Origin of the sequence: Emticicia aquatilis (assembly GCF_014644295.1) — a bacterium.
Taxonomy (GTDB): domain Bacteria; phylum Bacteroidota; class Bacteroidia; order Cytophagales; family Spirosomataceae; genus Emticicia; species Emticicia aquatilis.
The window spans coordinates 218,992-242,132 of record NZ_BMKK01000009.1; the positions used below are offsets into that span (position 1 = coordinate 218,992).

Annotated in this window: 15 protein-coding genes; 3 read left to right on the forward strand and 12 right to left on the reverse strand. The window is 37.6% G+C overall.

Annotated elements, in window-relative coordinates; all coding sequences use genetic code 11:
* Positions 1-100: 100 nt before the first annotated feature.
* From aspS to IEX65_RS20450, 6 genes are all read right to left on the reverse strand, one after another.
* A complete protein-coding gene (gene aspS, locus IEX65_RS20425) occupies positions 101-1,849 on the reverse strand; it encodes an aspartate--tRNA ligase (protein ID WP_188768841.1) in 1,749 nt (582 codons plus the stop codon).
* Between the two features lie 155 nt (positions 1,850-2,004).
* Complete coding sequence (locus tag IEX65_RS20430; RefSeq protein WP_188768842.1) at positions 2,005-3,216, reverse strand: acyl-CoA dehydrogenase family protein; 1,212 nt, start codon at positions 3,214-3,216, stop codon at positions 2,005-2,007.
* Positions 3,217-3,320: 104 nt separating this feature from the next.
* On the reverse strand, positions 3,321-3,869 hold the full coding sequence (locus tag IEX65_RS20435; protein WP_188768843.1) for a hypothetical protein: 549 nt from the start codon (positions 3,867-3,869) through the stop codon (positions 3,321-3,323).
* 135 nt (positions 3,870-4,004) lie between these two features.
* Positions 4,005-4,538, reverse strand: coding sequence for a Uma2 family endonuclease (locus IEX65_RS20440; RefSeq protein WP_188768844.1), 534 nt, complete (start codon positions 4,536-4,538; stop codon positions 4,005-4,007).
* A gap of 32 nt (positions 4,539-4,570) precedes the next feature.
* Complete coding sequence (lysA, locus tag IEX65_RS20445; protein ID WP_188768845.1) at positions 4,571-5,791, reverse strand: diaminopimelate decarboxylase; 1,221 nt, start codon at positions 5,789-5,791, stop codon at positions 4,571-4,573.
* 116 nt (positions 5,792-5,907) lie between these two features.
* A complete protein-coding gene (locus tag IEX65_RS20450) occupies positions 5,908-6,294 on the reverse strand; it encodes a DUF3127 domain-containing protein (protein WP_188768846.1) in 387 nt (128 codons plus the stop codon).
* 201 nt (positions 6,295-6,495) lie between these two features.
* On the opposite strand from IEX65_RS20450, the gene IEX65_RS20455 reads away from it, so the two are divergent.
* Both IEX65_RS20455 and IEX65_RS20460 read left to right on the forward strand, forming a co-directional pair.
* A complete protein-coding gene (locus IEX65_RS20455) occupies positions 6,496-7,812 on the forward strand; it encodes an alkaline phosphatase D family protein (protein WP_188768847.1) in 1,317 nt (438 codons plus the stop codon).
* Positions 7,809-8,426 (forward strand): redoxin domain-containing protein, encoded by a 618-nt coding sequence (locus tag IEX65_RS20460; RefSeq protein ID WP_188768850.1) that lies wholly within the window; start codon positions 7,809-7,811, stop codon positions 8,424-8,426. The genes IEX65_RS20455 and IEX65_RS20460 overlap by 4 nt, the downstream gene beginning before the upstream one ends.
* 3 nt (positions 8,427-8,429) lie before the next feature.
* On the opposite strand, the gene IEX65_RS20465 is transcribed toward IEX65_RS20460, so the two are convergent.
* The 6 genes from IEX65_RS20465 to IEX65_RS20490 form a co-directional block, all read right to left on the reverse strand.
* A complete protein-coding gene (locus IEX65_RS20465) occupies positions 8,430-9,704 on the reverse strand; it encodes a monooxygenase (protein WP_188768851.1) in 1,275 nt (424 codons plus the stop codon).
* 75 nt (positions 9,705-9,779) lie between these two features.
* A complete protein-coding gene (locus tag IEX65_RS20470; protein WP_188768853.1) occupies positions 9,780-10,496 on the reverse strand; it encodes a hypothetical protein in 717 nt (238 codons plus the stop codon).
* Between the two features lie 100 nt (positions 10,497-10,596).
* Positions 10,597-12,276, reverse strand: coding sequence for a SusD/RagB family nutrient-binding outer membrane lipoprotein (locus tag IEX65_RS20475; protein WP_188768855.1), 1,680 nt, complete (start codon positions 12,274-12,276; stop codon positions 10,597-10,599).
* A 159-nt stretch (positions 12,277-12,435) separates the two neighbouring features.
* The gene (locus IEX65_RS20480) at positions 12,436-15,717 is read right to left on the reverse strand and encodes a SusC/RagA family TonB-linked outer membrane protein (protein ID WP_188768857.1); all 3,282 of its coding nucleotides are present in this window, start codon (positions 15,715-15,717) and stop codon (positions 12,436-12,438) included.
* Between the two features lie 886 nt (positions 15,718-16,603).
* Positions 16,604-18,046 (reverse strand): RagB/SusD family nutrient uptake outer membrane protein, encoded by a 1,443-nt coding sequence (locus IEX65_RS20485; protein ID WP_188768859.1) that lies wholly within the window; start codon positions 18,044-18,046, stop codon positions 16,604-16,606.
* Positions 18,047-18,064: 18 nt separating this feature from the next.
* Positions 18,065-21,229 carry a SusC/RagA family TonB-linked outer membrane protein gene (locus tag IEX65_RS20490; RefSeq protein WP_188768861.1) on the reverse strand — a complete coding sequence of 1,055 codons (3,165 nt, stop codon included), beginning with the start codon at positions 21,227-21,229 and terminating at the stop codon, positions 18,065-18,067.
* A gap of 387 nt (positions 21,230-21,616) precedes the next feature.
* On the opposite strand from IEX65_RS20490, the gene IEX65_RS20495 reads away from it, so the two are divergent.
* The gene (locus tag IEX65_RS20495; protein WP_188768863.1) at positions 21,617-23,140 is read left to right on the forward strand and encodes an McrB family protein; all 1,524 of its coding nucleotides are present in this window, start codon (positions 21,617-21,619) and stop codon (positions 23,138-23,140) included.
* Position 23,141: the final 1 nt, after the last annotated feature.

Below are 23,141 nucleotides of genomic sequence, written 5' to 3' on the forward strand. Positions count from 1 at the left end.
CTTGCTTAAAATCAGTAGCCGAAAGTATCATTTACCTTTTAAAAGAAAAGAGACAACTCACCAAAGCAAGTTGTCTCTTCCAGAATAAATATGATTGGTGTTAAACTGTCGTTTTAATCTTCAATTCGTCCATTTGTTTGGCGTCGATTGTTGAAGGCGAGTCAATCATCATATCACGTCCTGAATTGTTTTTCGGGAACGCGATAAAGTCACGAATCGAATCGGCACCACCGAAGATTGAACACAGACGGTCAAAACCGAAAGCGATACCTGCGTGCGGTGGAGCTCCAAATTCAAAGGCATCCATCAAGAAACCGAATTGTTTTTTGGCTTCTTCGTCGGTAAATCCTAATACCTCAAACATTTTTTGTTGTAGAGGTCTTTGGAAAATACGCACCGAACCTCCACCAACTTCGGTCCCGTTGATAACCATATCGTAGGCATTTGCTCTTACTGCTCCTAAGTTTGTTTCGAGCAAAGGAATATCTTCTGGCTTCGGACTCGTGAACGGGTGGTGCATTGCAAACCAACGGTCTTCTTCTTCGCCGTATTCTAAAAGCGGGAAATCTAACACCCAAAGTGCTTTAAACTCTTGTGGATTTCTTAAACCCAAACGAGTTCCCATTTCTAAGCGAAGTTCGCTCATTTGTTTGCGAGCTTTATTTGCTTCTCCCGAAACAATCAAAATCAAATCACCTTTTTCGGCTCCGCAACGCTCAGCCCAAGCTTTTAAGTCTTCTTCTGAATAGAATTTATCAACCGAAGATTTTAATGTACCATCGGCATTATAACGTACATAAATCAAACCTTTTGCTCCGATTTGTGGGCGTTTCATCCATTCTGTTAGCTCATCAATTTGCTTACGAGTATATTCTGCACAACCTTTCGCATTGATAGCCACTACTAATTCGGCCGAATCGAAAACTGGGAAATCTTTTCCTTTGGCAAGGTCAGTCAATTCCACAAATTCCATTCCGAAACGAGTATCTGGCTTATCATTTCCGTACAAACGCATCGCATCAGCATAAGTCATGCGAGGCACTTCTGGCATATCAATATTTTTTACTGTCTTGAATAAATGACGGATAAGCCCTTCAAACATATTCAAAATATCTTCTTGCTCAACAAATGACATTTCACAGTCAATTTGTGTAAATTCGGGCTGGCGGTCAGCACGTAAATCTTCATCACGGAAACATTTTACGATTTGATAGTAACGGTCAAAACCACCTACCATCAATAATTGCTTAAATGTTTGCGGCGATTGCGGCAAAGCATAAAACTCACCTGGATTCATGCGGCTTGGCACTACGAAATCTCTTGCACCTTCGGGCGTTGATTTTATCAAAACTGGCGTTTCAACTTCGATAAAATCTTGTGCATCCATGTAGATACGTGTTTGTTGTGCCATTTTATGACGCAACTGAAGATTCTGACGCACTGCACTACGACGTAGGTCAAGATAACGATATTTCATGCGAATATCATCGCCTCCATCGGTTTCGTCTTGAATCAAAAACGGTGGTAATTTGGCAGGATTTAGCACTTCGAGTGAAGTAACTTTTATTTCAATATCTCCTGTTTCGATTTTATCATTTTTTGCAATACGCTCAACTACCTCGCCAGTAGCTTGAATTACAAACTCACGGCTCAAAGTACGTGCAGTTGAAATGGCGTTTGCATCGGTGCTATTTTCATTTAAAATCAATTGTGTGATGCCATAACGGTCACGGAGGTCAACATAAATAATACCACCTTTATCACGAACAACTTGTACCCAACCGCTCAATGTAACGGTTTTGTTCACATCAGAGATTCTTAGTTCTCCGCACGTATGAGTTCTTAACATTATTCTTTATCAGTTAACAATTTTTGGTTATTAATGAGCAACTTTATTAAGCCCACTAATTTTTCTGCAAAAGTAAGGATTTTTACTGAATAGTAGGACAATTTTCCAAATTGTCCTGAGCATTAATACGAACAATTTAGAAAATCGTTCTACTATTATTTAAAAGCCGCAATCCCAGTAATTGCATGACCCAAAATCAATAAATGAATATCGTGTGTGCCTTCGTAGGTTACAACCGATTCGAGATTCATTTGATGACGCATGATTGAATACTCACCCGTAATGCCCATTCCGCCGTGAATTTGGCGTGCTTCACGAGCAATATCTAAGGCCATAGCCACATTGTTTCTTTTTGCGAGCGAAATTTGTGCGGTTGTTGCTTTTCCTGCATTTTTCAGATTGCCCAATCGCCAGCAAACTAATTGTGCTTTGGTGATTTCGGTGAGCATTTCGGCCAATTTCTTTTGGACTAACTGAAATGAGGCAATTGGTTTATCGAACTGAATACGCTCCATTGCATATCTGCGTGCCGACTCGTAGCAGTCCATTGCTGCTCCTAAAGCTCCCCACGCAATGCCATAACGGGCATTATCAAGGCACGACATCGGTGCTTTTAGCCCATCGGCTTCGGGCAAAATATTCGATTTTGGTACTCGCACATTATCAAAAACTAATTCTCCTGTGATGCTCGCACGCAACGACCATTTTCCGTGAATTTCGGGTGTTGAAAAACCTTCCATTCCTCGCTCAACTATAATTCCTTTGATGCGACCTTGCTCATTTTTTGCCCAAACTACCGCCACATCGGCTTTTGGGGAATTTGAAATCCACATTTTTGAGCCATTCAGAATCACGTGGTCGCCATCTTCTTTGAAATTGGTCGTCATGCCACTTGGATTTGAGCCAAAATCTGGTTCGGTCAATCCAAAACAGCCTAAATATTCTCCACTACTCAATTTTGGCAAAAACTTCATTTTTTGCTCTTCGCTACCATATTTATAAATCGGAAACATTACGAGTGAGCCTTGCACCGAGGCCGTTGAACGCATTCCCGAATCTCCTCTTTCAATTTCCTGCATCATTAAGCCATACGAAATATAATCGAGGCTTTGCCCGCCATATTCCAGCGGAATCGTCGGCCCGAAAACACCCATATCACCCATTTTTTTAACGATAAACTCAGGAAATTCACAGCGTTGTGCAGCATCTTCGATGATAGGTGAAATTTCTTTTTTCACGAAATCACGTACTGCCGAGCGAATCATAAGTTGCTCTTCAGTAAATAAATCATCTATCTGATAAAAATCGGGCGATTCAAATTCATCTTTTTTGCTTGAATGCTTGAAGGTTTGTTGAGAAGGAGTCATAGTGACGAGATTTTGTTGCATTAAATTTAATGCTCAAAAGTTTAACAATTTTGAGCAGAATCCATGCAAAAAAACAAAAAATTACTCTCTCTAACAATGACTTATCACATAATATTTATTGTGCCTTTCATGGTCGAAAAATGAAACATACACATATAATAAAGTGTACTTGGGGCATCCATCGGCACTTTAAAAATCAACTGACTATTTTGGGCATCTTGATTGGTAATACCAGTTGTAAAAGGACTTCCAAGACCTGCGTTTGAAGCTGTAATACGAAACGGATGTCCAGAAACCTGCACATTAAAAACGTAAGTAAAACCTCTATATAAAGTAAGTGTTGGGTTAGCATTATTACCCGAAACATAGTCAGTAGTAGCACCGATAAGATAACTTGAAAAGCCTTGATTAGTTATATTAAAAACTATTGTAGGCGTACTTGATGATGTTGTAATACTAATCCAAGCAGAGCCATTCCAATACTTCATCAAATTATCAGTATTATCAAAAAACATCGTCCCTGGCGTTGGATTTAGCGGAAACGTAGAATTAACAGGCACTACCACTTTTTCTGGGTGCATTTCCGAATGTTGTGCCTGCACAAGTAAGTAATTGAATAAGTAAATTGCGAAAAATAGAAGAAGTTTTTTCATAGCGTATATAGTTTAGAGAATTTAAACTAATACGAAAAAAAGGCTTAAAGGTTGTATTTGGTGTAATTTCTTAAATAAAAAGTGCCACTTCTGATTAGGAAGTGGCACTAAAGAAAATTTATATTGTCTTTGAAATTATGCTGTAATATCGCTTACCTTCACTTCAAGTCCTTCAAGTAATTTTGATTTTACGATTTCATCATCTGTTCCTTTTGAGAAAATCTTGTATCCATCATTTTCCAATGAAAAAACCTCAATTGTATCATATTCTGGAAAAACTATCCAATATTCTTTTACACCGTATTTCTGATAAATTTCTTTTTTATCAACAGTATCAATATAGAATGAGCCTTTTGAAACTACCTCAACCAATAAATCTGGCACTCCACGAATCCAATCTTTTATGATACCTTTGTTTTCGTCAGAAATATAAATCAAATCTGGTTGAACTCGGTTTATGCCTTCTTCAAAAATTACATCGAGAGGTGAAATTAGAATTTTACCAAGCTTGTTTTTCTTTGCGAATGCTTTAAAAATATCATTCAGTTCTGATAAAATAATTTGGTGTCTTGAAATAGGACTTGGCGACATAATTTCTTCCCCATTTATAATTTGAACTAAGTCCCAATCTTGCAGATTTTTAGTCTCAATACTTGCCAATAGTTCCATGATTTTCTGATTTTTAGTCAAATATAAGAAATTTACAAATCAATCACCACTTGGTTTTTCAGAATATCCTCCATTGTTTCACGTTGACGGATAAGGTGCGTTTGTCCATTATAAATCAAAACTTCGGCTGGGCGAAAACGTGAATTATAATTTGATGCCATTGAAAACCCGTAAGCACCAGCATTTTTAATCACCATTATATCGCCTTCTTTGGTTTTTGGTAGCAATCGGTCTTTACCAAAAGTATCAGTTTCGCAGATATAGCCCACAATATCATACATTTCTTTCTCTTCACCATCAAGATTTGAACCGTTGATAATTTTGTGGTAAGCATCATACATCATCGGGCGAATTAGGTGATTTAAACCCGAATCTACGCCAATAAAATTACGAGCAGGGTTATGCTTCACCACATTGGCTCTTACTAATAAGTATCCACTTTCGCTTACCAAAAACTTGCCTGGCTCAAACCAAAGTTCAACTTCACGTCCAAATTTCTGACAGAAATTATTGAAAACTTTCACCACTTCTTTGCCCAGTTTCTCCATATCAGTCACGTGGTCGTCTTCTTTGTAAGCTACCTTGAAACCCGAACCTAAATCTATGAACTGAATATTTGGAAAATACTTAAAAGTTAGGTCGAAAAGCTTTTCGGCGGCTTCAATGATTACGTTGGCATTTTTGAAATCAGAACCTGTATGTTGGTGCAAACCCACCACATTGAGGTCATATTTCTGCACAATAGCGTTGATTTCTTCAGCTTGCTCAATCGAAATACCAAATTTAGAATCTTTATGTCCTGTCGAAATCTTGAGTGTTCCACCTGCCATGATATGAGGATTGATTCGCAAACAAATCGGGAAACAATTGCCGTAAGTTTGACCAAATTTTTCGAGCAATGGCAATGAATCAAGATTCATTCGTAGCCCCATTTCAACGGCTTCTTGCACTTCCGAAAAAGCCACTCCACTTGGTGTGTACTGAATCTGATGTGGCTCATAACCTGCCAAAATAGCCAAATGAGCTTCTTGCATCGAAACCACATCAATGTCAACGCCATTTTTACGCATCAATTTCATGATACTAACGTTGGTCAGTGCCTTACAAGCATATTTTATTTTAAGGTTTGTTCCTGCAAACGCAGTACGCATCTTTGCAATTTGCTCTTCGATTTTATGCCCATCATAGACATAAACTGGTGTTCCGAATTGCTCGGCTAAGGCTTCAACGCCAATATTTTGTATTGAAAACATACTAAATCTAATTTTCAATGATTGATTGAGTGAGTGAATGATAGAATAAATCACTCAACAGAAGCATTGAATTTTTTAATTAAAAAAAACTACCGTTACCTGAGCGAAGTCGAAGGTTAAAACGGTAAATCGTCTTTATCACCTTCAGCAGAAACAGCAAACTCTGAAGCTACCGAAGTTGGTTGAGCAGGAGCAGCTGCTCTATATGGTGCTGGAGCTGGGGCAGATTCTTCTCCGCTTCCTGCCAACTCAATTTTCCAAGCTTTTAAGTCTGTAAACCAACGACCATTATATTCACGACTTTCAGCATCGAATGACACTAAAAGTTCGTTTCCGATTGTCAAAAATGTTTCATTAAATTTATCTCCCCAAATCGTAAGACATACTTTCTTTGGGTATTGTCCGTCTGTTTCTATTACAAAATCTTGTTTTTTCCAAGGTCCATTTTTGCCTTCGCCTGATTGCACAGCTAATACGTGAATAAGTCTTCCTTTGATTTCCATTTTAAAATTTGATAAATGTTTCTACAAAAGTACGCCTAATCTTTGAAATGGAAAAGTAAAGAATAAAGGATATACGAATGAAGCTATAAATTGGAAGTTTTACAAAACATTAATACAGGCTTTTGAAATAATCGTGTAAATTTGAATTGTTGTTACACTCCTTGTTTATTGAAGTGTGCTAAAAATTAACCAACCATCAGCATGAGAAAAATCTTCCTTTTAGTTTTATCTACATTTATTCTGTCAATTTCTTCTTTCGCTCAAATCCAGTCAGGCCCAATGCTTGGTTACTCGGAAATGAAAGAAGTGTTGCTTTGGGTTCAAACTCAAAAAGAAGCCAGCGTAAAGTTTATTTATTGGGATAAAGAAAATCCAGCCGTAAAGTTTTCAACCGATGAAGTCAAAACCAATAAAACCGATGTTTTTGTAGCAAAATTGATTGCTGATAAGGTTTTACCGGGCAAAAAATACGCTTATGAGGTTTATGTCGATAAAAAGAAAGTGAATTTTAGCTATCCGCTTGAATTCCAAACGCAAACCCTTTGGCAATGGCGAACCGACCCACCAGCATTCAAATTTGCGGTTGGAAGTTGTGCTTATGTAAACGAAGAAGCTTATGACCGCCCTGGAAAACCGTATGGCTCAGAATACGAGATTTTTACGAGCATTTACAAATCGAAACCCGATTTTATGGTTTGGGGTGGAGATAATCTTTACTTGAGAGAAGCAGATTGGAATACCAAAACAGGTATTTTACACCGATATACCCACACTCGCTCGTTGCCAGAAATGCAACCACTTTTGGCAAATGTACATAACTACGCCATTTGGGACGACCACGATTTTGGCCCAAATGACTCTGACAGGGGTTTTGTGAGTAAGCAACAAACGCTCGATGCCTTCAAACTTTTTTGGGGAAATCTGAATTATGCTTTTGATAATGAAGGAGTTACAGGCTCTTTTCAGTGGGCTGACTGTCAGTTTTTCTTGGTTGACGACCGTTGGTGGCGAACGCCAAACGACCGTACGACTGGTTCGAGAGATTATTTTGGTCAAAAACAAATGCAATGGTTGATTGATGCGATGAAGTTCTCAAATGCACCATTCAAATTTGTCGTTGTGGGTGGGCAAGTTGGCAATCCTGCCAAGATTTTTGAAAACTATGCTAACTACGAAGAAGAGCGTAATCAGTTCTTTGATTTAATTACGAAAGAAAAAATCCCAGGTGTGATATTTATTAGCGGCGACCGCCACTGGACAGCCCTCTGCAAAACCGAGCGTGCAGGTACTTATCCGCTTTATGATTTGACGGTTTCAGCACTAACATCTGGACCATCAGGGCCAGTAAAAGAAGAAAAAGATACACCCTATGTGGAAGGTACAAGCGTGACCAAGCACAATTATGGTCTATTGGAAGTTTCTGGAAAAAGAAATGACCGAGTTCTGAAAATCAATGTGTTGGATAAGGATGGAAAAGAACTTTGGACAAAAGAAATTAAAGCAAGTGAATTGAAATGAGACCAATTCAGTCGTTAAAATATTGTTGGCAAGTAGCCCACTACGGATATTATGCCAACAATATCCATCTATGTAGAGCTATAAACTTAACTTTAGTTTTGCTTTGCTTCTCATTTACCGTCTTTTCACAAAAACTTTATACTGATAAAGGTCAGGTATTTGACTTTAAAAGTTTGAAACAAAACAAGGCTTCAATAATTGTTTTCTTCGACCCCGAGTGTCCCATTTGTCAGAAATACACAAAAAATTTGACTGAAATGGAGAAGAAATACAATAAAGAAGGAATTGAATTATACGTTATTTATCCTTTTAAGGTACTTGAAGCAAAATCATTGTCAGAGTTTAGAGAAGAATATAAGTTTGATTTGCCAATCATTTATGACCCAAACAGAAAGCTACTCAAAAAACTGAAAGCCAATTATTCTCCCGAAGTTTTTCTGCTGGATAATAAGCGTAAAACACTATATCACGGGGCTATTGATAATTGGTTTTATGGTCTTGGTAGAAACCGTGCAGTACCAACAGAATTTTATTTATTAGATGCTATAAACGCATTCAAGAATAATCAAACTGTTAAGGTTAAGTATGTAGAACCAGTCGGCTGTATGCTCTAAGGGCTATTTTTGTTCTATGTTTTCATCGCCTTCTTTATAATCAAGGTAATATAAAACTAAATTAAACATTTCATCTTTTGTTCCCCAACCGTAGCCAATATCTCGTGGTGGGTTATAAGGATTTTCGGGATTTTCGGCAGTATTATCGTACGTACCTTCAACTATAAATGTTGAGCCTGCGGGAATTTTCAGTAACTTCTTAAACTGATAAGTCATTTGCCAATTAAAGTCCCAACTATCAATCTTTACTAAGTTTACCACCTCTCCGTCGGGCGTAATCACAAATGCTCGGAATGTTTTGCCTATTAAGTGCATGTGCGGAAGCACCGAAATCAACGACATTGATTTATCAATCTTTTTCGAGATAAAGAAAGTGGCTTTTTGTCCTGCTTTTATCAAAAATGGTTTGTTTGAAATATCATTTTCACGTAATGTAAAATTCCTTACCTCACGTTCGATTTTATCTTTAGCAAAATACAGTTGAATCTCCGATTGGTCGGTGTCAGGTACAGGCGAAGGTGCATAGTGCATATTCAGCAGAAAATCGGCGTTTGCATTCAGTTTTACCCCAGTACCTTTCGGGAAATTGATTTTGTCATTTCCTGGTACCCATCCATACAGAAACTCTTCTTTTAAAGCGGTCTTTTGAAACTCATAAACTTTTGGGTCAGTTTCTGATAAACCATCTATGCCTCTGATATTGTTGGTTGTATCAACCATCAATCGGCTATGATGAACCACTTTTTTATTTCCTGCCGTAAATCCGATAGCTGTAATATATTCGTCTCTCGGTGTTTTACTTGGCAAACTAAAAAATCGAAAATCTTCTAAATTCTCTCCCGAAATTGGGTATGGTTTATTCATTTTCAAAACCAAATCAGGTTTTACTAACTCTGATTCTATTGACTGTTGTCTATTATCTGTTGACTTCAAAATACCCTCTTTCATTCCACCTTCAATCCAAAGTTTTATTTTGGTTATTTCGCCTACTGTCAGTCCTCGCTCGTTTAGGTAAGCTTGAAATTTACGGTCTGCGGGAAACGGTGGCATATAACGAGTTTCGGTTACCTTACCAATAAATTTGGCTCGTTTCACAACGTCTTCGTAGGTTATCAAATTAAATGGCCCAGATTTGTTGGGCTGGTGGCAAGGTGTGCAATTTTTGTGGATAATGGGAGCTATATGCTCATGAAAGTTAACTTCTATCGCTTTTTGGGCATCAACAAGCACGGAATATAATATTCCTACCACAAAAAAAGTATATCGAAAATTTCTCATAAATATTTAAACGAAAGAGCAGACCATTGTAGTAGTCTGCTCTTTCAAAATTATACAATTTGTAATCAAATCCAATTATTTAACACTAAATGCTAATTGGCAGTTAGAGTTAGCTTCAGAAACTGAAGTTGGGTCAGCACAAATTGAATCTGGATTCCAAGTATTAAATACTTGACCATCTGTTGTGTAAAGAATCCACGTTAAAACAAATGAATCAGAAGCAACAGCACCATAAGTAGCCGTTTCTGCTGGTCTCAACCAAGCATTTGTTGGACGAGGTCGTGCAGGGTTGCTAAATACGTTTACCGAATTTACTTTGTCATACTTCACAGTAGCTGTTTTGTAAGCATCATAAATTTGTTGAGGCGTAATGCTGAACGCATTCCATTGACGGTTAGCTGCAGGTGCAGAGATTGTCGCAATCAATTTACCTTTACCATTTCCGCTCAAATCAGCAACTTTAGGGTTGCCATCTGGGTCATTGTATGACTCCAACATTCTTACGTAGATTTCGATTTTGTTTACAGTCAATTTATTATCTAAAGAAACCCAACGAGTTTTGAAATCAATTTTTGCTGAATTTTGAGCTGCTTTTGGGAAAGTTTTTGCGTTGTCAACTTCATAAGGTTGAGGTCTTGCGAGCAAATTTCCGTTGAAAGCGATACCATCAAATACCGTAAATGCGTGTACACCCGGTAAGAATGTTGGTAATGGGTTCAATGATTCATCTCTACATGCACTGATTGCAAATAGTAGAGCACTAACTATTGTCAAACTTAATATTTTTTTCATTTTAAGTACCGTTTTAAAGTTTTTAATGAGATTTTGATTTAAGATATGAGACATTCATACGCTTGGTATTTTGTCTCATATCTAATACCTCACATCTATTTTAGAATTCCCATTTGAGTTTAACTTTATCCCAGAATACAGGGTCTCTGTCAAAGATAACTTCAGTTAATTTTGGAGTTGCATTTGAGTTCAAAGTACCTTCTTGTGAAGGATAAGGTAAACGCAATGCATACTGTCTTGGTGGCTTAATAATTGGATTATTAACTTGTGAAGGGAAACCAGTACGACGCATTGAGTTCCAGATTTCCATACCTTGTCCCCAAGATGAGAACCATAACTGTTTCGCTACAACGTTTAATTTTGCAGTATTTGACGGAGCTGCATCATACAATTTCAATTGAGCCGCTACATAATCATTGATATAAGCTGCAGTAGGAGCAACAGCATTAGCTGCATCAACTTTAGCACCGAGAGCAACTACACGAGCGATATGCTCTCTAATAGCAGCTTCAAAAATAGCTTTAGCATCACCAGCAGCACCACCATCTAAGATAGCTTCGATTTGATAATACTTCATGTTATTGCTTGTAAGCAATGGCCAAATACCATTACCTGAACCTCTACCACCTGTCAATGCTCTTGGAGTCACGTTACGGCCACCAAAAAGACCACCAGCAGGATAACAACCAGGAGCTGTACGCAACGCACCATCTTGTGGCACACCCGTGTTATCTCCTCTGTCACGACCAAAGAAACCCGCAATGTATTTCAAATCAGCAGCACTTGGAGCAGAACCGAATACAGTAGCCCATTTTGCTAAGAAAGATGGTTTACGCACCAAGTAAGTACCACCGTAAGGAATTGTACCTCTATCAGTTGGGTTACTTGGGTCAAGAATCGTTTCTGTCTGACGGTAGAAATAATAATCCAAACGAGGGTCTTTGTTGAAAATCATCTCTTCCATTAATTGGTGTGCTGGATAAGCAAAACCGTTATCAGCTAAATAAGCTGATTGGAACCAAGGATGACGACCTTCTGGAGAAGACGCAGTACTGAAGTTATAAGTAAAGTCGTCAGCAGGAGCCGTAATATAACCACCAGCAGCAATGGCAGCAGCTAATTCAGCATTACCGTTTGTACGTCCTTTTCTTGCGTTCAATAATAATTTAATCTTAACCGATTTTGCAAATCTAATCCATTTTGCAGCCGAACCACCGTACATAAAGTCAGCAGATGCCGCTAATGGGTCAGCAGTAGTTTTAGAAAGATTAGCTACTGCCTCATCACATAATTTAATCAAAGCCTCATAAATATCTGAGTCTTTATCAAATTTAGGAGTTGTAATTGCATTCTCTGCATTTCCTTTCCATGCTTCTGAATAAGGGCAGTCGCCGAAAGTATCAACAAAATTACCCATTGCAAAAGCTTTCATCGCTTGTGCTACACCCAAATAGTGTGGGCTATTTGCACTTGCATTGATGATAGCCTCAACGTTATTCATATTGCGGTAAAAGCTATTCCAAGTACCGTTATATGATTGGTTGTTTAGGTCAAAATTATCAGAACTACTCAATAATCCTGCAAAACCCATAGCATTATCATTCACAGCAGTAATAGCATTTACTACTGCACTTTCAGCAGTTGGTAATAAAAGCTTTGCCGATGCTACTGTTGGACTGTTCGGGTCTTTATTGATGTCCAAATCTGTTAAATCACAAGCACTCAACAAACTGATTAAGCCTGTAGTAAGTGCTATCTTCGATATGTATTTTAATTTCATTTCTATTTACGATTTTTGGTTAGCTTATTAGCTGTTAGTTGTTAGCAATTAGCTATTAGTCATAAAAACAATTATCTCTTCAAGCCTAACTATATTATTAAATTTGGCTTATATCATTTCTAACTAAACGCTTTACTTATATCTAAAAGCCCAAATAAATTAGAACGATACTGATAAGTTAGCACCAAAACGACGAGTTGATGGAGCTGCACCTAAGTCGAAACCTTGGATGTTTGAATCAGCAAAGTTTGACAATACTTCTGGGTCGAAGTTCAAGCCTGTCAACATGTTTGGAGATTTAAACCACAAGTTTCTTCCTGATAACGAAACTCTCAAGCCACCAATAAATGGTAATGTTTTCTTCAAGAAAGCTTTAGGAACGTTGTATCCTAATGAAACTTCACGCAAACGAATGGTTGTAATATCATAGATGTTAGTTTCGTCAGCACCATAAGCACCGTATCCGTTTGAGAAGTGCGATTGGAACGCAGTCATTGGAATTGTGTTCTTAATAGTTTTACCTGACTCATCCAACAATGGTTTGTATGTTTGAGGGTCACCTAAGATACCTGGAATTACACGCATACCTTCACGGTCTTCAGAGAATTTCAATTGACCTCTCAATAATAATGAAGCAGCAGTTGCTGAGAACATACTTCCACCAGCACGGTAATCCATCAATACTGACAAGTTAAATCCTTTGAAGCTAAATGTGTTTGTCCAACCAACAGTAAATTTAGGAGCAGGGTTTGCTAAGATTTGTGACGTTGGCTCTTGTAATGGTAAACCAGTAGTTGGGCTAATCAATACATTACCTTGGTCGTCACGAGCATTACGTGAACCGTAAATCATACCATAAGGGAAACCATTGCGGTGCATTGTACCAGTAGAAGAAAGACCTGTACCACCTAAGAATAACTCACCTGATGGACCTGCATCAACAACTTCTGAACGAAGACGAGTGTAAGCAATGAAAGAGTTCCAAGTGAAGCCATTGTTTAATTTAACAGGTACTAAGTTCAAGCCTAATTCCCAACCTCTGTTGATGATTTTACCTGCGTTAGTTGCTTTGAAGTCAAAACCTGATGATGTTGGGATACGAGCCGTTACAATCAAGTCAGTTGAAACACGATTGAAGTAAGCAAGGTCAACACCAATTCTGTTTTTGAAGAATTGTAATTCTGTACCAATTTCATACTCAGTAGTAAACTCTGGTTTCAAGTTAGCGTTGCTAAGCGTAGATGGTAGTCTCGTAGCAGAAATCGGAGCAGCATTGTAGTATTGTACTGCAAAGTTATATGAAGTAAATACTTGATATGGGTCTGCATCTTTACCAACTTTCGCAACGTTTGCACGGATTTTACCAAAGCTCAAAATATTTGTTGGTAATTTAAACGCTTCAGTGAAGATGAATGAACCACTTACTGATGGGTAGAAATAGCTATTATTAGCAGCTGGTAATGTAGAAGAGTGGTCATTACGGATAGTTGCTGTCAAGAAAGCATAGTTGTTATACGATGCACCGTATTCAGCAAAGAAACCATAAAGACGACGTTTGCTTTGGAATTCTGAAGCAAATTGAGTGTTTGTACCACCCAAAATCAACAAGTTAGGGTCAATGATTGTTTGTCCTAATAAGCTACTGATATTTCTGTAACGTTGGTTAGCATTGAAACCAGCTAATAAACGCATGTTGATTTTCTCACTGATATCTTTGTTGGCTGATGCTAAGAAAGTGAAATCTAATTCTGTATTAGTAATGTCACGACGAGTAACCTGACCTAATGGAACTGAGTTACCACCTGGACGATAAACCTCTCTACGAGTTTCGTCATACGTATTGATACCACCTTTAGCTGTTAAGTTCAACCAAGGAGCTACATCATAAGTCAAAGCCATGTTACCAAATACACGATTTACCTTACTTGTATAAGTATTGTATTTAGCTGTCCAAAGTGGGTTGTCTAATGCACGATAGAATACGTTTGCACCAGTTACTGGGTTTTCGAATGGAAGACCATTCAAATCGAAGTTACGTGGTAAGTAGAACAAACGAGAGTAGATTGAACCAGAAGCAGCCAAACCACCGTAGTCAGCAAAATAACCAGCACCCGATTGTGGTGAGTTTTGGTTGGTGCTTACGTAGTTAACGTTACCGCTCAAATTTAATTTATTAGCCAAAGTAGCGTTTCCACCGAAGTTCAAAGTAGTACGGTCAGCACCTGAGTTTGGAATGATACCTTGGTTAGTCATACGTGAAGCACCTGCACTGATAGTAGTTTTATCGCCAGTTGAGCTGATGTTAAAGCTATTTTCGATTACATGACCACGTTTGAAGAATCCACCAATAATATCATAAGGCTTCAATTCATAAGGAACAGCATTTCCGTTTGCATCTAATAATTCAGGGAAAGCTGATTTATAACGAGCCGCACCATAAGCAACACCAACAATTGGGTTTGGTACAAATCCAGCTGCATAATTACCATCAATAATTTTTGAATAACGCTCAAAACCTAAAGCTTGGTTAACACGGTCAACCTCAGCAGGGAATACAGAACCCCAGTTACCGATGAATCCACCATTGTAAGTTTGGTTAGAACCTTGAGTGTATGTATTTTGGTAATCTGGAACGGTAGAGATTTTTTCAGTAGAATATGAAGAGTTATAAGTTACTTCTAAACCTTTCTTAGCATTTTTGCTACCAGCTTTAGTCGTGATTACAACCACACCGTTAGCAGCACGTGAACCATAAAGAGCAGATGCCGCAGCACCTTTCAAGATAGTCATTGACTCTACGTTGTTAGGGTCAATATCATAAGCACGGTTCGAAGTTACTGTATTTTGGTTAAAACCATCAGTAGCATTTACCGAGTTATCGAAAGGAATACCATCCACAACGAATAATGGTTGGTTATTTCCAGTAAATGAGTTTGCACCACGAATCGTGATACGAGTTGCTTGACCTGGAGCACCACCACCCGAAATAATGTTTACACCTGGTACTTTACCATTCAAGGCACGCAAAGCATCTGGCTCCGAACGTTGTTGAAGAGACTCTGCGTTTACGTTAGATACCGCATAAGCCAAAGCTTTTTTCTCACGTTGGATACCGATAGCCGTTACAACAACTTCAGATAATTGTTTTGTGTCAGCACCTAACGAGATGTTTACAACTGACTGGCTTCCAAGTTTTACTTCTTGGGTGTTCATACCCACAAAACTGAACACTAATGTACTTCCTGAGGCAGCTTCAATAGAGTAATTACCCTCTATGTCAGTCTGTGACCCTTTTGAAGTACCTTTTACTTGTACCGTTACACCCGGCAATCCTGAGCCATCATCCGATGACGTTACTTTACCAGTTATCTTCTTGCCTTGTGCCATTACAGCAAAAGACATGATGACACCCAGCAAACTAAGAAGTAGATTCTTCTTCATGTACATTTTAGTTTAGGTTATTAAATGATAATTAACTGTTACAAAAATACTTATTTTAAATAGAGAATAAAACAGTACTCGTGTAGTTTCTTGAATTAAACATATAACAATTTTCAGAAACGGCGAAATAAATTTAGTATTTTTCAGAACATTCTTAATATAGTTAATTTTATTATAAAATAAATACAATACTTATCATATATTTCACAATTTATCCAATACCCCAAATATATTTTGGCATATACCTTATAATACCTAATTTTTATACGAGTCATAATGTCAAAATTAAGTACTTTTACTCAAATCTATATAAGCACAAAAATTCTTAGAAAAATACAATTAAAAAAAGTTTCAAATTAGTATGCAAAACGACTATTATATAATATTATTTCGACAAAACTACTTTTTCCATATATATCATTTTAAAAAAAATAGACAATACTAAGGTAATATTCTGTACGTATAGATAAGCAATCATAAAATACTTCAAGATTAGTCTTTGATTTTTCGGACAAATACCTAAATTGTACTTTTCTAAGATTCACCAAAACCTTCCCTTAGTCAATAGCACCTATTTTGGAGGCTCTTTTAGGAGAAAATGATTAGACTAAAAACGACATTTTTATAGCCTGTTAAAATCTAAAAAATGCGTTCCTGATTATCTAAATGCGTTTCTTAGTATTTTATAATATGGTATTATTTTATCTTTTCAAAATGGTTTAATGTGCGAAAAGTATTATTTTTTTATTTCATTATTGAAAACTTTAATTTGTACTATTTCTAAAGACGTTTTTGTGATTATAGGTAAAAAGACTCGCTTAAAAACAAAAAAACGCCGTATGAGCTTCATACGACGTTTTAAAACGAATTTTATTTACAATTCCTATTAAGGATTCTGTACGCAGTCTTTATTCACGGCTAATTCGGTTGTTGGAATTGGCCAAACATACTCCGACTGGCTTGGTGAAACAGCATTTACAGGGCCTTTTGCAGGGAATGGTGAGCCTGTACGAGTAATATCGAACGAACGTACACCTTCACCCAAAAACTCAATTCTTCTTTCAGTCAAGATAGCTGTAATTAAATCAGCTTTAGTTGCTGGAGCTAAAACTGAGCCTTTTGAACGACCACGAACAGCATTCAACAATGCTACCGCAGAAGCATCAACACCTGTTGCTAAACGAGCTTTTGCTTCAGCATAACTCAATAAAACTTCAGCATAACGCATCACTGGCACCCAGTCAATATAAGGAGAAGCACCTGGGAATTTGGTCAAATAAATACGTGTACCACTCGTCGAAGTAAGTTTCTTACGGTCGTCGGTATCTGCAAAACTTGCCGAACCATAGATTCCTGTTGGGTTCAACGAAAACTCGCCACCACCAGTTGGGCCAGGTAAATAGTAGAATGCCAATTGGTTTTGAGTACCTGGTACGTCGTTAGTAGCCATTGGCATCGACAAGATAGACTCAAGCGTACGGTAATTTGTAAAGATTGCAGCAAAGTTTGCATTCAATTCATGTCCTACACCCGTAGCTGCTTTGAACGGAGCAGCCGCTGGGACAATTTTAGCAGCTTCGGTTGCTAATTCAGCATATTTACCCATGGCCAAATACACTTTTACTTTTAAAGCAATAGCAGTATTTTTATGAGCTCTCGTTACGTTCAAATCTTGCAAAGCATAGCTTGCTGGTAAATTAGTTTCAGCAAAATTCAAATCATCTAAGATTTGAGCATATACTTCAGCAACCGTCGAACGCTTCAAGTTATTCGAATTACCCGCACCTGTTTCGCCTTTCAAACGTAATGGTAAACCAAGCGATGCACCATTATCTTTAGTATATGGCTGTGCATAGATATTCAACAAAGAGAAATAACTCAATGCTCTCAAGAAACGAGCTTCTCCTTTGTAGTTAGCCACTTTATCAGTAGCAATTTTTGCTGGAGCTGCATCAACTTTATCCAAGAATAAATTCATGTTGTTGATAGCTGCATAAGCACTTGACCAAAGGTTGTTTACTTCGTTTGAAGAAGCATTGATGGTGAAGTTCCAAGTCTGAAGACCAGTTACACCATTGTTTGTTTGGTTCAAAAACTCTTCACCTCTGATGTCATTATAGATAAAATAACGACCACCCAAGAAGTTACCATTTTTTACACCACGATAAAGTCCATTCACTAATGATTCGATTCTATCAGGCGTATCGTAAGCACTCAAATCTGACACCGATGTTTTCGGAACTGGGTCGAGTAAATCTTCCTTACAGCTACTTATCGACAATGCCAACAGGGCAGTGACGAGTAGTTTTGTATATATTGTATTTTTCATAATATTAAATTTCGATAATTAGAATGTTAGACTTAAACCACAAGAAAGTGTTCTTGCTTGAGGAATTGAGTTACGGTCGATACCTGGAGCCAAGTTTGAGTTACCATTTGATGATGTCTCAGGGTCAGTACCAGAGTATTTCGTAAGCATGAAAGCATTCGTAACTTGAGCAAATACTCTTGCATTTGTCAACTTGATTTTGTTGATAACATTAGCTGGTAAGTTATAACCTAAAGCAATGTTACGGCATTTGATAAAGTCACCTTTCTCAACGTTGTTTGAGATTGGGAATGATGAACCATTAGAAATATTATCACCATAAACTACTCTTGGCCATGAACCATTCGTGTTAGTTTCTGTCCAACGGTCTAAGATATCAGATGCGTTGTTCCAGAAACGTTGGTCATGCAAACCTGCTTTTGTTCCGTTATAAACATAGAATCCTGCCGAGTAAATCAAGCTAATTGACAAGTCGAATTTCTTGTAGCTAAAGTTATTATCCCATCCACCGTAGAATTTAGGAATAGTATTACCCATGATTTTAGAATCAGCAGCAGCCGTGATAGCTGGTGCAGTTGTTCCATCAAGGAATGTCCAACGGCTCTTGCCAGTAGCAACCGCATGAGAATATTGTACTTCTTGGCCTTTACCATTAACATAGATACGTTGACCAGTTGCTGGGTTCACTCCTCTTGTTTCTACAACATATAAACTACCGAGAGCATAACCAACTCTTGTGATATTGGCAGTCTCTAACTGAGTTACACCAAAAATATCTGAGTTACCTTCTGCTAAAGCCGTAACTTCGTTTTTCTGAGTTGCGAAGTTCAAAGTTGTATTCCATCTGAATGCTTTGTTATTGATAACTGCACCGCTAATCGAGAATTCAACACCTTGATTATACATTGAACCAACGTTTTTAGCTACTGAGTTACCCGGTACACCCATTGATGGAGACAATGGAGAGTTCAAAATCAAACCGTCGATATTGTTTTTGTAGTAAGTCAACTCACCAGTAATTCTGTCTTTCAAGAATCCGAAGTTCAAACCGATATCTAATTTTGTACTTGTTTCCCATTTCAAATCAGGGTTACCTGCTTGTGAGAAATACAAAGCTGGAGCCGAACCACCGTAGTTGCTGAAATCATATAAGCTTAAAGAAGCGTAATCGCTGATACCTGCATTACCTACTTTACCATAACTTGTTCTTAATTTCAAAGTAGAGATTTTATCACCGAGAGCATCTTTAAAGAATGTTTCTTCTGAAAGGTTCCAACCAGCAGATACACCGTAGAAGTTACCAAATTTCTTACCAGCTGCTAATGCCGATAAACCATCACGACGTAAACTTGCTGTGAAATAATAACGTTTAGCGAAGTCATAAGTCACACGACCAAAGTATGATTGGAAACCATTCTCTGTAAAGAAGTTGAACGGTGGGTTGTTGTTTACCGTGTAATTTCCTTCGTAAGTATCAAAGAATGGGTCAGCTACTGTCTGACGTGAACCACTCCACATATTACGTTTTGTATATTGTTGTTCTGTACCAAGCGTTGCACTTACAGTGTGTTTGTCAGCAAACTTTTGGTTGTAGTTTACATAATTTTGCCAAGTCCAACGTGTGCTTTTATAAAGGTAGTTACTTGCAACACCTTTTGCAGCAAAACCATCACCGTGAATTGGGTTATTGAATGTACGTGAATCAACAGTTTGATTATCAATACCATAATCAGTACGGAACGACAAGTTTTTAGTGAAATTGTAAGTAGCATAGATATTAGACAAGAAACGGTCAGTTTGAGCTGTTGCTTTATCTAAATCGAGTAATACAACTGGGTTATAAAAACCACTACGGTCTTTGTTCAATAAGTTACCTGGCGTATTGGCCAATGCACCAGTAGTATTGATATTATACGAACCATCTGGCAAGAATGCAGGAACGTTCGGAGCAGTAACTAAAGGCACACGACCCAAACCACCTGTGTTAAAGTTTGTACCTTGTAATGAACCACTGTTTGGAGCGAAAGCATCTGACGAGCTATAAGTTACGTTTGCACCAAAAATCAATTTCTCAGTTACGTTGTGGCTGATATTCAAACGAGCATTTTTACGTTCAAAAGTATTCTTTTTCAAGAAACCTTCTTGGTTTGTATAACCACCCGAGAAATAGTATGAAGACTTAGGCGTAGCACCAGAAATGTTGATGTTATGACTTTGTTGGAAACCTGTTTGGAAAACATAATCATACCAGTTAGTATCATAAGGTTTGCCATTCGGGTCTAAGTTTTCAAAATAAAGTGGGCTATACGTTTGGCCTGCCAATGTCGCTCTGTTTTTCTCAGCTTCGTTTTTCATCATGATGTATTCTGAAGCATTCAACAAATCGAAAGTTCTGTACGGTTTTGTCCAACCGAAGTTTGAGTCATACGTAATCGTTGCTTTACCTGCTTTACCTTTTTTAGTAGTGATTACCAATACACCATTGGCAGCACGTGAACCATAGATAGCCGTAGCCGCTGCATCTTTCAAGATGTCGATAGTTTCGATATCGTTTGGATTGATGTCTGACAATGGGTTTGCAGCAATACCTCCTGGCCCAACTGAACCTGCATCTTGTGAGAATACGATTACTCCATCAACAACAATTAATGGATAAGAACTCGAAGTGATTGAGTTAAAACCACGTACACGAATAACTGGAGGGTTATTCAATAAACCATTAGGAATATTGATATTTACACCCGCAGCTTTACCCGAAAGTAATTGGTCGAATGATTGAGCTGGAATTGATTTGATTGCATCGCCTTTGATAGTCGAAACCGCCGATGTCACATCTTTACGGTTTTGAGTACCGTAACCTACTACTACCAATTGCTCTAACTGTACGCCATCATTGGCCAATGTGACGTTGATTACAGTTTTGCCACCTACTGGCACTTCTGAAGTTTGCATACCAATAAAACTGAAAACCAAAGTTTCGTTGGCGTTGACGTCAATCGCAAAATTGCCGTCGTTATTTGTTTGTGTACCCTTTGTTGTACCTTTTACCTGTACTGATACACCCGGCAATGCCGAACCATCATCCGATGATGTTACCTTGCCAGTAACCCTTTTGCTTTGTGCCAATACGGCAAAAGAAAAGAGTAATCCCAGCATACTAAGAAGTAGCTTTTTCTTCTTCATGTAGTTTGTTGTTTTGGTTAATAAAAAAAATACTAACACAAAAATACTCACTATTTTAAATAAAATTATTAAATCTTAATTTTTTCTAATGAAATTCTAATATAGAAACCGTTTGTTAATATAAAAAAATTATATATAGTTACGTATTTATTAAAATCACAAAACAATAATAGGTCGATTAATAAAAACACGAAATAAAAGAAGGCAATAATAATAAAACGCAAAAATCGAAGTTTGGCGGGTCTGATTACAAACCATGAAGCAGAATAATAACGGAGGGATAATAATAACGCTAATCAACAAAAAAAGATTTCAATAAATTAGATACTTTTGCGTATTGTATAATCACAACAAATTATTGACAAATCTTAAAAGAGTATTATTTAGATGAGTAACCTTACCGAACAAAAAGACATACTTTTTAAGAAAATACAAGAAATAAACGACCGTGAGGCTTGCTTGAAATTCTTTGTGTTGCTACAAGAACTTATCGAAATCGCCAATGTTGATATTGATGACCCTCGTATTGCGTTTTCGGTCAGAAAAGATAAAGGTATTACGGCCAATATAAATTTCTATGCGGCACTCAAACTCTACCGCCAAAGTGGTGTATGGCTCGAACTGATGTTTTTTAAACGTGACCAGCCTCTTTTCAATAAATACAAAGAAGTAAAAGTCTTGACACTCTCTGATAGTTCTGACTTTATCACGGTCAAGATTCCTTCTGAAAATAAACGTATTCTTGATGATACTAAAATCATGAGTGCGTGGCAACATTGCTTAGAAGAACTCAAGGCAACGGCCGCTTCAAGCAAAAAGAAAGAATCGCACAACCATTTTATGTATCAAATAGCCGAAAACGAAAGTCTTCGGAATGAGTTTTTCTGGGAAATTGCCAATCCAGATAGCGAAAAAGGATACATCGAAGAACTGGAGATTTTGCAGGAAGAAGAATCCATTTACAGGAAAAAACTCAATATTCCGCTCAATCTCATATATGTAGGCCCACCAGGAACTGGCAAAACCTATGAGGTTCAACAACTTACTCAACAAGCTGATTTTCAATTCATTACCTTCCACCAATCATATAGTTATGAAGAATTCATGGAAGGTATTCGGCCAATCAGCAAAAACGGCCAAGTGTTTTATGAAGTAGTAAAAGGGATTTTTTATAAGTCTTGTTTATCAGCTCTACAAAAAGCTGGCTATCAATCTTTTGCGGAATGTGAAGCGGATTCTAAAGAAAACAGAGAAACGAATTTTAGAAATGCAGGAAGCCAACTTTTGGTAATTGACGAAATTAATCGTGCCAATATTTCAAAAGTTTTTGGAGAACTAATCACTCTTATAGAAGACAACAAAAGGCTCGGTGCAAAAGATGAACTTTGGCTTACGCTCCCCTACTCGCAAGAAAAATTTGGGGTGCCAGCCAACCTACACATAGTCGGCACTATGAACACCACCGACCGCTCAATTGCTCTGCTCGATTTGGCACTTCGCCGACGTTTCGAGTTTAAGGAAATGAATCCTCAACTACATTTATTGCAGGATATTGAAGAGATTAATGTCGAAAAACTCATTAGTAAAATCAACCAACGCATCGAATTTCTGATTGATAAAGAGCATTGCATAGGCCATGCTTATTTCATTGATTGTCAGCAACTTTCTGATTTTTATCAAATTTTTTCGGGTAAAATTATTCCTTTATTACAAGAATATTTTAATAACGATTGGGAGAAAATCAGACTCGTAATCGGCAATGAATTAATCCTTCGAGAATCGCTCAAAACCAAACAGATTTTTGGGCAAATCTTAGATGAATTTGAAGACGAAACTTATAAATATACAATCAACCCCGACTTAATTTCGGGCGAAATTGATAAAGAAGTTTTCTTGAGAATTTATCAATAAT